The sequence below is a fragment of the Agrobacterium tumefaciens genome (assembly GCF_009649785.1).
GTDB classification, from domain to species: domain Bacteria; phylum Pseudomonadota; class Alphaproteobacteria; order Rhizobiales; family Rhizobiaceae; genus Agrobacterium; species Agrobacterium tumefaciens.
In genome coordinates this window covers 29,764-43,203 of the sequence record NZ_WJOK01000029.1, presented here as the reverse complement: position 1 = coordinate 43,203, position 13,440 = coordinate 29,764, and the positions used below count along the sequence as shown (strand labels likewise).

The following is a 13,440-nucleotide window of genomic DNA, read 5'->3' as shown; positions in this document are numbered from 1 at the left end:
AGTATGGACAAGGAAGCGATCATCGACCTTATCACCGTGTGCAACCAGTGATGATGAATCGGAAAAATGCCGCAATACGACACGGTGTACCTGAGCCATAGCTGTCCCCCAAAGCCTAGCGCACGCATTACCGAAGTCGCGACACGATCAGGAGCTACGTTCTTTGGTGATTCGTCAATGTGAAGTTGTCGTTTTGCGAGTTGTGGCGGTTGATATTCACAGCTTGCGCAGACGCGCCTCTCCGTATGAGAGGCCTATAAGGTATTCATCTGCGTGCTTCCAAAGCGCGATTCGCCCTGCACGGGAACATCGATCCTGTCCGCGAGCAGATCGAGACTGTATATTTTGAAGGGTTTGACGAGCCGGGGCACAACGTCGAAAAATTTTTCGACTACTTGGAAGCCCTGAGTGAGCCCGAATAGGTCGGTTGCAGAATAGGGGGAGAATATGAATTCCTTTTCGAGATCAGGGATTGCATGGACAAACGAACACATCGTTTCTTTGATCAGGTGATTAGCGACGCATACCCCGGATAGTGAATTCATTGAGGGTATGAAGTACGACGATAAACTCGAACCCACTTCTGGCCAGCTAGAGGAAGGGTAGCTTCCACGCGACGTTTGAATAGTTTCGCTCCCAGATCGAAGTCGCCAACGATAGCTGTGGCCACCGCATTATCAACACCCGATCTTGCTATAGAAACGACAGCACCACTCCTGCAAAGAACGCTAAGGCCCATTCGGCTGAGCCACTATCAAAACTGAAGAACGGCATTAAAGTTACCAAACACCACGACATCATGGTGAACGCCACGCCAAAAATAGGCAGTCGTCTGCGGATCGAAACAAGAAGCTGATGCCTGACCATCGGCGAGGATTTGACATCGCCGGAGCCAAGTAATTTCCCAGCTCTGCCAAGAACGAAAACCCCCGCCAAAACACACATTACGATGTTCGCCGATACCGGCACGAGATAGCCCAAAACCGCCGCGAAAAAGACTGCAATGCTCCCGGCAAATACACCGTCCGCCACCCCCGACAATCGATCATGATACCAATTCGCAAGGCGGCTGTTTTCAGGTTTTCTTACATAGGTGGCAAAGGCGGGGCCAAGTGCTACGCCAAAGGCCGCTTCAGATAAGATGTGCGCCCAATATTCGTTGCCATTCAGCTTGAACCCCAGAGCGAGAATAAGAAACGACAACAGCTTCGCCGAATACCAGATGCCGCCTCCCCAATTCGGCAGACCTCGGCCAGGGCTGAGGCTTATTCCAAGCAGGCTATAGGCGGCGAAACCCGATATTGCAGCCGTCAAGTTATAAAGACCTGCGTCATTCAAGTTCATATCCACTTTTCTCTCCGTTGTGGGTAATGCTGCATGTGGCGATGGCATTGGATTAGTTTACGCCAACACTAGGAGTTTGTGGCTGATCGAAATGCGCAAACAGCTGGGCAGTTACTTCCAACTCTCCTGCAGGAGAGCCGTTACGGGCTCAGCCGCGTCCCGAAGATACTCTTCTCCAGTGTAGAACTGGTTAGGAGTTTCGGGCTCTTCGGGTTCGTCTTCCCTCCATCTCTCCCCGAGCATAGCATTGGCCACGGCGACCGATTGCTTGTTCTTTTGCCCAGAAGTGCTGCCATGATCTCTACTTCGCGGTTCAGCGGCAGATTGGACTCCCGTTTTTCCATATGATCGCGAGCCTCTGCCATCATCGCCTCCGGGAAGGACACCTTTGATAGTGCTCGTTTCAAACGTCCGGAATGACGGGAGAGGTCGGGCAATGCCGAATACGCATTGCGCCACTGTGCTGTCAGGTCGGACTCAGCCGTGAATGTGGTTTGTCCGGTCAAACCGGTCTTATCTAGCATCCGGGCAAGTGCGACAGCCAGACCGTAATGAGCGGCGATCACCCGCGGGGTTGTGAATGCCGAGCCACCCAACTGGTAACATGAGCGTCTGGCGCCTTGCAGTTTATCGAGGACGAGGTGGGCATCGATCCGCGACCCGTTGGTCCACGAGCGCGTGAAAATTCGCAACGCGGGTACCCTCATAAGCAACCTGCAACCTCACAGTTCATTCACCGGCCTAGGTGGCAAGGACTCTTTCTCAGCCGGATGTCTTCCTTGTCTCACTACAGACAGAAATCTAACTGTGGTTAGAGGTCAATTATGTGGGACGGGATCCTGCCGACAAGAACTTCGCAAACGCCAAGCGGGGCAGTCTCCTCTGCGCTACGACATACATGCAGCGCAACTGATGTGTCATCGGTTCAGCTCCCATCAAGAGCTTTGCAGTTCTGCGTTTGGACCAAAGCGGTCGTCTCCCATCCCTAACCATCCGCTTTCGGGCGGCGGGAAGAAACCTCCCCGCCGACTAAGCATTGCCGCCTTGGAGGCGCGCGGCATCAAGTAAGCTCGTCAGCTATCGTTAGCGGCTGGAGGACGATATCGGCGAGTGCCGATGCGCCGACCTGGAACGCGCGCTGATACTCTGCGTCATCAACCATCGCCTTAAACGCAGCTCTCCCCGGATACTGAACGAGCAATACCGCATCCCACATGCGCGTGTCGCCGTCCGTGAGGATTGGTAGACCATTGCCACGAAACAAAATCTTCGCTCCGAAGCGAGCCAGTATCGGTTCAGCCATTTTCAGATATTCGAGATGCCTCTCGCGGCCGCCATCGGGATCGAACCTTAGAAGGTTCAACATGATGACGGCTTTGTCATCTTTAGCGTTCAAGAACTCAGCGAACGCAGTGGGTGAAAACGCAACCATTCGATCTTCCTCTTATCTTGTGTCCGATAGGCCAAATCATTTGAGACGTTGTGGCCCACGGTCCTGAATCAGCACCGTGGGGTGATGACGATGTTGTCGGTGCTTGCTGCTCAGGCGACGTTTTGCAACGATCCCACCTCTTCAACGTCGGTTGAGAGGGCTATTGCCTTTTGAGCGTCGAGCGCGGCGAGGCGGCTGACAAGTACACCGCGTATGGCGGAGTAAGCATCGCTTCCCAGAGCCAGACGGAGAGGCGCGGGTTTCGCGTAGACCGAGTCAATCATGGCGTTCGCCATTTTGACCGGATCGCCATTGTTCGGGACCAGACCTTGTGCAACGGCGCGACGGAAGTCTCCGACGGGGGTCGCGTCGTAAATTTCCATCGGCTGTCCAGACACCATGCTTCCCCCCATGAAGTTCGTCCGTGCCAGACCCGGCTCGACGATGGTGACTTCGATGCCGAATGGGGCGACTTCCTGCGCAACGGATTCCATGAAGCCTTCGACCGCCCACTTTGTCGCATGGTAGACGCTGAGGTTGGGTATGGCGATTTGGCCACCCATGGATGCGAGCTGGAGAATGCGACCGCCACCCTGCTGACGCAGATGAGGGATGACAGCACGAATGACCTGGATGGAACCGATCAGGTTGGTGTCGATCTGGAGGCGAATCTGGTCGTCAGTCAATTCCTCAGCAGCGCCCGACAAGCCGTATCCCGCATTGTTTACGACCACGTCGATGTATCCGACCTCCTCGAATGCGGAACGAACAACGTTGCGGATCCCATTGATATCGGTGACGTCCAGACTTGCTACCGAAAGCTGGTCACCGTAGCGCGCCTTCAGGTCATCCATCGCTGCAATCTTGCGTACCGTACCTACGACCCGGTCGCCCCGGGCGAGGAGCTGCTCAACCAGAGCGCGGCCGAAGCCGGAAGAGGTGCCAGTGATAAACCATGTCTTAGCCATTTCGATTTCTCCGGTAAGTTGGCCTGGCAGCTCTCGGCTGACGCAGGGGCGAAGGATGATCGGTGTACATCGATGCCGTCCGATTGCCTTCGATGGCCACTTATCGCCGCGATCGGGATCGGGTTGAACCCGGAATGCCGCCATGGTAGTGTTGACTGCATGTCAATACCGCCCTTGTCGTCCGATCTACTCCAGCTCCTCTGGTTTACCCGCATCGTCGAAGCCGGGTCCTTCTCGGAAGCAGCAAGGCGGGCGAACAGCTCTACCTCCGCGATGTCCAAAGCGGTCAGTCGGCTGGAACAGGCGTACGGGGTAAGACTTCTCAACAGGACGACGCACTCTCTATCGACGACACCCGAAGGGGACCGTCTTCTGGCTATCGGCATCAAGCTCCTGAGCGATCTGGAAGAAGCCCGTGACGCCATCGGTGAAGTTGGCCATCAAGGAGCTGTGGGGCGTGTCCGTATCAGCGCACCGCCTTCATTTGCCAAGAGATGCATTCTGCCCCGCCTGCCGGATTTTCTCCGTGCGAACCCAAGCATTTCTGTAGAGATCGAATTCAGCGCCGATTTCCTCAATATGGCAGTGCGCGGGATCGATATCGCTATCGGAGGTGGAGACGTGTCAGGGCTGCCCGGTCACTTCGTTCGCCAACTTTGTACGTTTCCGTGGATCGTGTGCGCGACGCCCGACTACATCAGCGCTCATGGACGGCCGGTCACTCCGTCTGATCTAGCCAGCCACGATCTTATTGGTTTGCGCAATCGGGTAAATGGGCAGGTCGAAAGCTGGCGTTTCCGTAGCCCGTTGGACGGAAAAACGATCCGTCACCAGCCTAAGGCGCGACATGTGTTCGATGATCCAGAAGCTGCGTGGGACATGATCCGCTCTGGAGTTGGTATAGGCTATGCGCCAGCGTGGGTCGGTATAGAGGACTGGAAGCAAAGTGTTGTGACCGAGATTTTAGGCAATTGGCGCAGCGGTGAAGTCCCGCTCTACGCAGTGCGGATCGACAAACGTCATACGCCGTCACGCGTGCACCTCGTGCAGGATTTCCTCGTCGAGCTGACGAGAGCTTCGCACGAAGCGTTCTCTGAATTGGGTGTCAATCGCTAGTCGGGCACGATTCAAGTCTTGGACGAGAGTATCATTCGATCTCCTCATGACCGCTTGTGGCGCAAAGCTGCCGATATTGCCAAACCCAGCCGGCCTCTAAGTGGAGCATGTAGTTGCACACATGCGAAACTTTCTAGCAAGACACGACCACCGAACTGAGGGTAGGCGGTTCGATTCCATTCAAGGCGACGACCCTGGTTCACCCAAATCGCGAGATCGCCCGATCTCTCACCCATAGAAGACTGTCTGTGTGGCTTCCCGTTTTGCAATCTCCCGCTCCCGCCGTGAGCGGGCGCAGGTCGTTGACTGGACAAAGCCCGAGCAAAGATATGAGTCGGTGTTTTATGCCAGATTAAGCGTTGCGTAGTCGGTGTAGCCCTCATGGCCAGGGGTGTACAACGTCGCCATGTCCAAGGGGTTGAGAGGCGCCCCTGTCTGCATGCGCGCCACCAGATCCGGGTTGGCGATGAAGGGGCGGCCAACAGCAATCAAATCCGCCTGACCTTCCTTAAGTGCACGCTCGGCGCTTTCCTGGTCGAAGCCACCGGCCAGGATCAATAGGCCCTTGAACGCGCTGCGCAGGTGTAACTTCAGCTCGGCAGGCACTGGAGGGGCACCCAAGGCAGAATGGTCCAGAAGGTGGACGTAAAGAATGCCGAGCTGCGACAGTCCCTTGACGAGCGCCAGATACTGGGCTTCGACATCGGGGTAGCCGCCCGTGCCGTTCAACACGCCGAACGGTGACAGGCGAATCCCAACACGGTCTGCGCCAATGGCGGCAACAGTGGCGCGAACCACTTCCAGCGCAAAACGGTTACGGCCATGCAGACCGTCCCCATACCCATCGGTACGCCGGTTGACGCTGGCGTTCAGGAACTGCTCAATCAAATAGCCATTGGCCGCGTGCAGCTCGACACCATCGAAACCCGCCTCGATAGCCAGTTGCGCCGACCGAGCGTACTCCACTACCGCGTGGGCGATGTCCTCCGTGGTCATGGCGCGCGGCGCGCTGTGCGGCTGCATGCCCGACGAGTCGGTGTGGATCTCGCCGGGGCAAATGTCCGCAGTCGGTCCCAGAACTTCAGCACCCGACGGCAGGTTGTCCGCATGAGCCACGCGACCGGTATGCATCAGCTGCACAAAGATCTTGCCGCCCTGTGCGTGGACAGCCTGCGTCACTTGCTTCCAACCCTGCACATGGGCTTGGTTGAAGAGGCCCGGAATGCGTGGATAGCCCAGCCCATTGGGTGAGGGCGAGGTGCCCTCGGTGACGATCAGGCCGGCTGTGGCCCGTTGGCTGTAGTATTCGGCAATCAGGGCGTTCGGTGTGTTGTGTTCCACGGCGCGGTGTCGCGTCATAGGCGCCATCACGATGTGATTGCGCAACTGTAGGGAGGGATTAACGAAGGGTGTAAAGAGCATGTCGGGCTTTCTGTCGATGCGGGATTCATACGTCATTTCACTGGGCCTGGGGAAGGTAGGCCGGGCGCGGGGCCGTCAAGCCTCGCCGAACCTGTTCGGTGAACGCGTCAGCCAGCACCTCGTCGGCGCCGTCAGCCAGACCGTCGAGTGCGCGCTGAACGATCTCTTCGGGGCTGGTCTTCGGAATCTCGAAGCCGCGCGTGAGGTCGGTATCGACGCCGGCCATGTGCAGGCCCAGAACCTGAGTCTTCTGGCTGGCCAACTCGTGGCGCAAGGCATTGGTCAAAGACCATGCCGCTGACTTGCTCGCCGAATAGGCAGCCAGCTCCGCGCCGTTAATCCACGAGGCCACCGACAGCACATTGATCAATGCGCCACCGCCGTTGCTATTGAGCACGGGTGCAAAGGCCTTGCTCACGTTCAGCACGCCGAAGAAGTTGGTCTCGAAGATGCGTCGGGCCACCTCTTCGCTGTCATCGGCGAGAAAGCCACCCACCTGGGCTATCCCGGCGTTGTTGATCACCAGGTTCACGTCGGTGGCCACCCGTGCTGCAGCCGCGATCTCTTCAGGCTTGGTGACATCAAGCCGCAAGGCATGCACGCCCGGCAGCGTCACAGTGGCAGGGTCCCGTGCGGCGGCGTAGACCTTGCGGGCGCCACGTGCGAGAAGCTCGCGGGCAAATGCGAGGCCGATGCCACGGTTGGCACCGGTGACGAGGACGACAGAGTTTTCAATGTTCATGGAAGGCTCCAGTTGATTGGTTCAGTTTTCAAGTGAATTCGTCATGTTTCGGAGGGTGCTGCGTCGTTCTGTGGGACGTCATCGCATCTTGATCACCACCTTGCCTTTGGCCCGGCCGCTTTCGACATAAGCCAGGGCTTCGTTGGTGGATTCGAAGGGGAAGACCTTGTCGACCACCGGGCGGATGGCGCCTGCCTCGATGAGCGATGCGATCCGACGAAGCTGGCTTCCGTTGCCCTTCATGAACAGAAAGGTGTAGCTGACCCCGAGGCGACGTGCTTTGCGGCGAACGCTGAAACTTAGCGCTCTGAAGATCTGTCTCACTGGCCACGACGCTTTGATATTCTTGCCAAACTGCAGGTCCGGTGGCGCGGTGATGGACACGACGTGACCGCCAGGCTTGAGCACGCCCATGGACGTCTTCAATGTCTTTTCATCCTGACTGTTCAGCACCACGTCGTAGTCGCGCAGCTGATCTTCAAAGGCGTCTTTGCGGTAATCGATCACGACATCCGCGCCCAGGCTTTTCACCAGCGCCTCGTTGCCGGCGCTGGTGGTGGTGGCCACGGTGGCGCCCAGGTGCTTGGCCAACTGGATCGCAAATGTTCCGACGCCGCCGGAACCCGCCTGGATGAATACCTTCTGCCCCTTCTGAAGCTTTGCTTTCTCGACCAGCGCCTGCCATGCCGTCAAACCGACCAGGGGGATCGAGGCGGCCTCCTCCATGGTGATGTTCTTAGGCTTGAGCGCCACGGTATCCTCATTGACCGCAACGAGCTCTGCAAAGGTTCCGATGCGCAGGTCACGGGGCCTCGCGTAAACCTCGTCGCCCACCTTGAATTGACGAGCGCGGGCACCGACACGAACCACCACACCGGCCACGTCGTGCCCGAGGATGAAGGGGGTGCGGTAAGGCAGGATGAGCTTGAACTCGCCGTTGCGCACTTTGGCGTCGATGAGATTGACGGCTGACGCGTAGACCTCGATCAACACCTCGTCGGCCATTAGTTCCGGTTCTGGCACGTCAACAGCCCGCAAAGGCTCCCGCTTGCCGTAACGATCCACGATGAAAGCTTTCATAGATTTTCCTCAGTAGTGCCAGATTGAGGACCACAACCAGTGGCAGTTGACGGGGCTCTTGATATGATGGTCGTCATATGTAATGTCAAAAAAAATGAGGCGGCCAATCAAGACCCTGAGGAGTCAAGACGCTTCAATGCCGCACTGCACAAAGATTCCGACAGGGCGGCGTCATCGACCGCGCGAGCCAAGATTAGCGTGCCCACCATGGTAGCGACCGTCACCAAAGCGCGCTCATGGGCGTTTGGCTGCCCCCAGTCCGGTAGCTGGCGCGCGACCTGATCGATCATTTCCTTGATACCGCGCGTGGTCACCCGGCGCACCTCAGGCGCTTGACGGTGCATCTCGGAACCAAGTGCGGCCACGGGGCATCCCGTCTCAATGCTCATGAGATGCTCCTTGGAGATGTAGGCTTGTACCAATGCCTGGAAAGCTCCTTTTGAACACGCTGAGGAGAGGGCAAGGGCGCCAGCAGCGTTTGACTCGGCGCCAGCTTGCTCTGCCGCCTTGGCCAGCATGGCCTCTCGCGAGTCGAAGTGGGCGTAGAACGCACCATGCGTCAAGCCAGCCTCTTTCATGATGTCTGCCACACCCGTACCGTCAAAGCCACTGCGGCGGATGGCGCGTGCCGCAGCCTGTACGATCCGTTTGTGGGAAGCCTCCTTTGCGGCGGCTCGGGAATTGTTTGTTGAGTTTCGCATGATGATCATCATATAACACGTAAATCGATGACGCAAGTGCGGAGACGTTGATCGTTCAAATTTGCGGGAGTGGTTTCCCTGCGGGCACGAAGCCGAAAGAAAAAAGGTCAGCGGTATATCGGTGCCTTTGCCAAAGCACCAAAGGTCATGTCGTATTTCATACGGTGTCGCCTGCTTCTTATGCGGGTCACGTGCCGTCAGCCAACGCATCTTCCACGTGGCCGTATGGACCCCCACTATCTCCCTAAGGTCACCGTCACTCAACAACCTTCAGCCCGAGCGCACGGCGAGATAGATACATGGTGCCGCTGTATCGAGGGGGGCATTACGTCGTCGGTTCAAGGACCAGCGCCCAGTTAATCGTAAACTGCGCGAGCAATCCGAAGAAGATCCTGACGCGGCGCTGCAGCAGACGGGACCCGCTCTCGGTAAGGTACATTAGCTTCGCTGCTGGGCTCTTTAACTACGGAAAAAGAAATCCACCCGTTGGTCTTGGCGGGACTCTAATGTTTTCGATCTGGCGGAATTGAACGCGGTTGGTGACATAAGTCGTCGAGAGAGTTCGCCTCTTACCTATTGGCCGTTGGTTCGATACCCATCAAGGCGAAGAAGGTGATATTGACCGCGATAATATTCGAAAAATCGCTCCGTAGAAGGAACTGCCCTACCGCTTGGGTAACCGATTCAAGTGAGATAAGCTTCTACGCAACGGCCCGTAGAGCTTCGACAATCAATCGATGATCATCAGTATCTGGCAAGCCACTGACACAGGCGGTTCCTATAAGAGTGCCGCCGCGTATTATAAGTGGAAAGCCACCACCGCTAGCTACAAACTTGTCCGTTGGTAAGCGAAAACGTTTGTTGAAATCGTAGCCCCCTGCCTCCGCCTCAAGGCGGACCGCAAGCGAGCTCTTGTGAAAACGATGCGCAACGGCCCGTTTGCGCGCGGTCCAGTCGAGATTGTCTATCGTTGCGCCGGGCAGCAGCGTCGTGAACACCGGGGATAGACTGTGACTGATTTCGATTGCGACAGGCGCATTTTCAGCGCTTGCCCGTGCGTGAATTTCTTGTCCGAGAGCCCATGCAAAATCGTAGTCGAACCTTTCGAGCTGAAGCTCTTGTTGTTCGGTAGCGAGACTCTCCAAGGTGTAGGTCATCAAAAATCATCCATTCACGAGGCATTGATAGGATAGGCAACGAACGCAAAACGTTTGCTGTCCGGAGACCAACTGTTGACGTTGATCGTCCCTTGCCCTCCGAAAAGACGGGCAACGGTTTTGGCTTTAGACCATTGATCGTTCTCAACTAACTTCAATTCAACCCAAAGATCGGCTGGGTGGCCCCGCGTACCAGGAGGATAGGCAAGGTATACCGCTTTCTGGTCGTCCGGGGAGATATGAGGAAACCAGTCGACAGACTCGTCTTCGGTCAGCCGCTCGGTTTGAGTTCCGTCTACACGCATTCTGGCGATTTGGGCATGGCCCGAGAAAGCCTCGGTGTTGAAATAGAGCCATGCTCCATCCGGACTGTACTCCGGACCATCCGTTGGAACGCCGCCTGACGTGATCTGCTGAAACCCCTTGCCATTGACTCCGAGTGTGCAAATCTCTGCCGACTGAAACGAAAGCCGTCCATCAATGAGTTGAGCCTTAACACCTACGAACGCAAGTTGCCGCCCCTCGGGCGAAACGCCGTGCAAGAAATGAAGCAGGTTTTCAGGACCCTCCCGGCCGGAGATCTTCACAGCTTCGCCGCCATTCAAAGGTGCCCTATAGATTTGCCAGTCGTCATAAGTCGAAACAAAGATGTGTTCGCCATCCGGATCGAGCACATGGTCGTTGTTCACACGGGGAAGGCCACTTAGGGGTAAGAGTTCAAGGTGGGGCGACGACACGGGAAGACGCCACAAATGCCCATCCCCATTCAGGATGAGGGTATCACCATTTAGGTTCCAGTTCGGAGCCTCCAAGAGGAGTTCTTCCGTTTCGTAAAGCAACCGATTGTCTCCGGTCGCTGTATCGTGGATCCAGATCTGACATATCTGATTTGGCGCCAGCTGTCGCAGTGGAACACTCATGGCAGGATGCGTCCTCTCGTTTGAATGCCAAAAACCTTCTGCGGAATGCCCACTTCGGGCAAATTGCGGTCTCTCGACTTTAGCCGACGGCCCCATGTCTCAATTAAGCGGCCGTACCATCGGTAGCCACGTTTGAGCAGACGCGATCAGGTCGTCGAGATAGAGTTTGTCTCGCCTCTTCAATGCCGCTTTGATCGCTTCTGTTCTCCTCGTGAAGTCCCTAATTGCCCGGCAGCTTGCCACGGGCTTGTGCAGTCTTGTGTAGCTCAATAACACAAGCGCATTCGCGGTCTCAAGCGCGCCGGAATATGTTCTAGACGAGCAGTCGAAGTAAAATGACAGCTGGGCTGCAGCTACCGGATATTCGGTCCTGAGTAACGAAATGCATTCAGGATCAGCGAGAAAGCGGGTGTTGGTTGTCGACGGCTCGGGTAATAGAGGTGATATCCAGAAGCCAGCGGCGACCAGTCGGCAAGCACCCTGATCAACTGACCGCTCGCAATGTGCGTTACAACAACGTCCTCGGGCAGATATGCGAGGCCTGCGTCCGCGAGTGTCATTTCGAGTGTGCGGGCAATGGTATTAATGACTGCCTGACCCTGGGGCCGGACCTTTAGTTCGTGTCCGTCCTTTGCGAATGGCCAGGACCACAGCCCTCCCGATGTCGGCAACCGAAGCCCGATGCAAGCATGGCCAGCGAGATCATGTGGTGTGAGCGGGATTGGGTTTCTGTCAAAATAGGCTGGCGAACCAACCACTGCCCGGCCGTAATCCGGCCCGATGCGAACTGCGATCATATCCTGGGCGACTTGCTCACCAAGACGAATACCCATGTCGAAGCGCTCCGTAACAATATCGGAGAGGCCGTAGTCGTCGATGATTTCAACAGTGATCTCCGGAAACTTTGGTAGCAGCTTAGCCAATGCTGGAACAAGGATAGTCTGGGAGGCGTGTTCTACAGAGGTGATCCTTAAATGGCCTGCGGGGCGATCTCGAAGTTCGCCTAACGCGGCAAGCCCGGCATTGATGCCGTCAAAATGTGGGCCGATAGTGTCGAGTAGGCGTTGGCCAGCCTCCGTCGTCGATACACTACGCGTGGTTCGTGTCAGCAACCGAACACCAAGTCTTTGTTCCAGATCCCTGATGGTTTTGCTCAACGCGGGCTGGGATACACCCATCTGTGCAGCAGCTCGCGTGAAGTTCTTCTCCCTAGCGACTGTCAGGAAAGCGATCAGGTCATCAACAGTCTGTCGCGCCATTCATATCTCTCAGTTATAAGAACAAGACATCAATAGCGTCTAATCATATAGGTTTGCCAGTGATACCTTCGTGAAAACTGCCTGAGCGGCGACACGGAGGATGATTATGGACAATAAAGACGCGCAAAATGCCCTTCAGCAAGACCTCCTTGCCGAAGGCCGTCGGCAGTTTCTGAAAGCAACAGCCATGCTTGGTGCGGTTGCCACTGTCCCGCTTTGGGGCCAGGGCTCGGCGCAGGCTCAAACTCCCACCCAAACATCGTCAGGAAATGCGACAATGAAGACGCGGAAGCTAGGAAATCTGGAAGTATCCGAACTTGGATACGGGTGCATGAGCCTCAGCGGCAACTACAATGCGCCCGTCAGCAAAGAGCATGGCATTAAAACCATCCGTGCCGCGGCTGAAAATGGCGTGACCTTGTTCGATACAGCTGAAGTCTACGGACCTTACGTTAACGAGGAACTGGTCGGCGAAGCACTTGAGCCGATCCGTGACCAGGTGAAGATCGCTACGAAGTTTGGCTGGGCTATCGACGGCACGTTGGCTCTCGACAGTCGCCCTGAACGTATCCGCAGGGTTGTCGAGGAATCACTCAAGCGACTACGCACTGATCACATCGATCTCTACTACCAGCACCGCGTCGATCCGTACGTCCCAATCGAAGACGTCGCCGGTACGGTTAAAGACCTCATTAATGAGGGCAAGGTTCTCGGCTTCGGTCTTTCCGAGCCGAGCGTCAAGACCATACGCCGCGCTCACGCTGTGCAGCCGCTGACGGCGGTCCAGACCGAATATTCGCTCTGGACTCGGAACGTGGAGAACAACGGTGTTCTTGACACTTGCAACGAGCTGGGTATCGGTTTCGTGCCGTGGTCCCCGGTCGGAGCAGGGTTTCTAACGGGCAAATACGATCTCAGCACCGAGTACGATGCGAAGACGGACTTCCGCGCAGGCTTTCCGAAGTTTTCCAGGGAATTCATGCCCCTCAACATGCCGATCATCGAATGGCTGAAGGATTATGCGGCGGCCAAGGGTGCAGAACCCGCGCAGATCTCTCTCGCATGGCTGCTGGCGAAGAGCCCCAACATCGTCCCGATCCCTGGCACACGCAACGAGGCGCATCTGCTGGAAAATCTCGGTGCACGGTCGATCGCATTGAGCCCAGAAGATGTCCAGGCCATCGATACGTCGTTGTCCAAGTTCCCCGTCTACGGCGACCGTATGGGCAAAGATCATATGCTGTCGATCGATTACTCCGTCTGATCTGACAGGAGATCGCTCCGGCCGGTGATACCATC

13 protein-coding genes and 1 pseudogene are annotated in these 13,440 nt (G+C 56.5%); 2 read left to right on the top strand and 12 right to left on the bottom strand.

All coding sequences use genetic code 11. The annotated features are described in order from the left end of the window. Positions 1-693: 693 nt before the first annotated feature. From GH784_RS23540 to GH784_RS23525, 4 genes are all read right to left on the bottom strand, one after another. Positions 694-1,350 carry a hypothetical protein gene (locus GH784_RS23540; protein WP_153793897.1) on the bottom strand — a complete coding sequence of 219 codons (657 nt, stop codon included), beginning with the start codon at positions 1,348-1,350 and terminating at the stop codon, positions 694-696. Positions 1,351-1,484: 134 nt separating this feature from the next. Then, positions 1,485-2,051, bottom strand: coding sequence for a hypothetical protein (locus GH784_RS23535; protein ID WP_210251792.1), 567 nt, complete (start codon positions 2,049-2,051; stop codon positions 1,485-1,487). Between the two features lie 353 nt (positions 2,052-2,404). Continuing rightward, the gene (locus GH784_RS23530; protein ID WP_153793895.1) at positions 2,405-2,776 is read right to left on the bottom strand and encodes a DUF1330 domain-containing protein; all 372 of its coding nucleotides are present in this window, start codon (positions 2,774-2,776) and stop codon (positions 2,405-2,407) included. A 110-nt stretch (positions 2,777-2,886) separates the two neighbouring features. Next, entirely contained in the window at positions 2,887-3,744 is an 858-nt protein-coding gene (locus GH784_RS23525; RefSeq protein ID WP_153793894.1) for an SDR family oxidoreductase, read from the bottom strand. Between the two features lie 159 nt (positions 3,745-3,903). On the opposite strand from GH784_RS23525, the gene GH784_RS23520 reads away from it, so the two are divergent. After that, the gene (locus tag GH784_RS23520; RefSeq protein WP_210251791.1) at positions 3,904-4,860 is read left to right on the top strand and encodes a LysR family transcriptional regulator; all 957 of its coding nucleotides are present in this window, start codon (positions 3,904-3,906) and stop codon (positions 4,858-4,860) included. Between the two features lie 342 nt (positions 4,861-5,202). Here the strand turns inward: GH784_RS23520 and GH784_RS23515 are convergent, their stop codons facing one another. The 8 genes and pseudogenes from GH784_RS23515 to GH784_RS23485 form a co-directional block, all read right to left on the bottom strand. After that, positions 5,203-6,318: an alkene reductase gene (locus GH784_RS23515; RefSeq protein WP_246670491.1), complete on the bottom strand. Its 1,116-nt coding sequence runs from the start codon at positions 6,316-6,318 to the stop codon at positions 5,203-5,205. A gap of 1 nt (position 6,319) precedes the next feature. After that, a complete protein-coding gene (locus GH784_RS23510; RefSeq protein WP_015341825.1) occupies positions 6,320-7,024 on the bottom strand; it encodes an SDR family oxidoreductase in 705 nt (234 codons plus the stop codon). Positions 7,025-7,102: 78 nt separating this feature from the next. Beyond that, entirely contained in the window at positions 7,103-8,104 is a 1,002-nt protein-coding gene (locus GH784_RS23505) for an NADP-dependent oxidoreductase (protein ID WP_015341826.1), read from the bottom strand. 107 nt (positions 8,105-8,211) lie between these two features. Then, on the bottom strand, positions 8,212-8,817 hold the full coding sequence (locus tag GH784_RS23500) for a TetR/AcrR family transcriptional regulator (RefSeq protein ID WP_153793892.1): 606 nt from the start codon (positions 8,815-8,817) through the stop codon (positions 8,212-8,214). 689 nt (positions 8,818-9,506) lie between these two features. Further along, complete coding sequence (locus GH784_RS23495) at positions 9,507-9,962, bottom strand: heme-degrading domain-containing protein (RefSeq protein ID WP_153793891.1); 456 nt, start codon at positions 9,960-9,962, stop codon at positions 9,507-9,509. Between the two features lie 14 nt (positions 9,963-9,976). Beyond that, complete coding sequence (locus GH784_RS23490; RefSeq protein ID WP_246670490.1) at positions 9,977-10,801, bottom strand: TolB family protein; 825 nt, start codon at positions 10,799-10,801, stop codon at positions 9,977-9,979. Between the two features lie 186 nt (positions 10,802-10,987). Then, a pseudogene (locus tag GH784_RS27525) lies at positions 10,988-11,141 on the bottom strand (recombinase family protein); the annotation flags it as partial. A 94-nt stretch (positions 11,142-11,235) separates the two neighbouring features. Beyond that, the gene (locus GH784_RS23485) at positions 11,236-12,141 is read right to left on the bottom strand and encodes a LysR family transcriptional regulator (RefSeq protein WP_153793889.1); all 906 of its coding nucleotides are present in this window, start codon (positions 12,139-12,141) and stop codon (positions 11,236-11,238) included. A gap of 277 nt (positions 12,142-12,418) precedes the next feature. Here GH784_RS23485 and GH784_RS23480 point away from each other — a divergent pair, with 277 nt between their 5' ends. Beyond that, positions 12,419-13,405, top strand: coding sequence for an aldo/keto reductase (locus GH784_RS23480; RefSeq protein ID WP_246670493.1), 987 nt, complete (start codon positions 12,419-12,421; stop codon positions 13,403-13,405). The last annotated feature ends 35 nt before the right edge of the window (positions 13,406-13,440 follow it).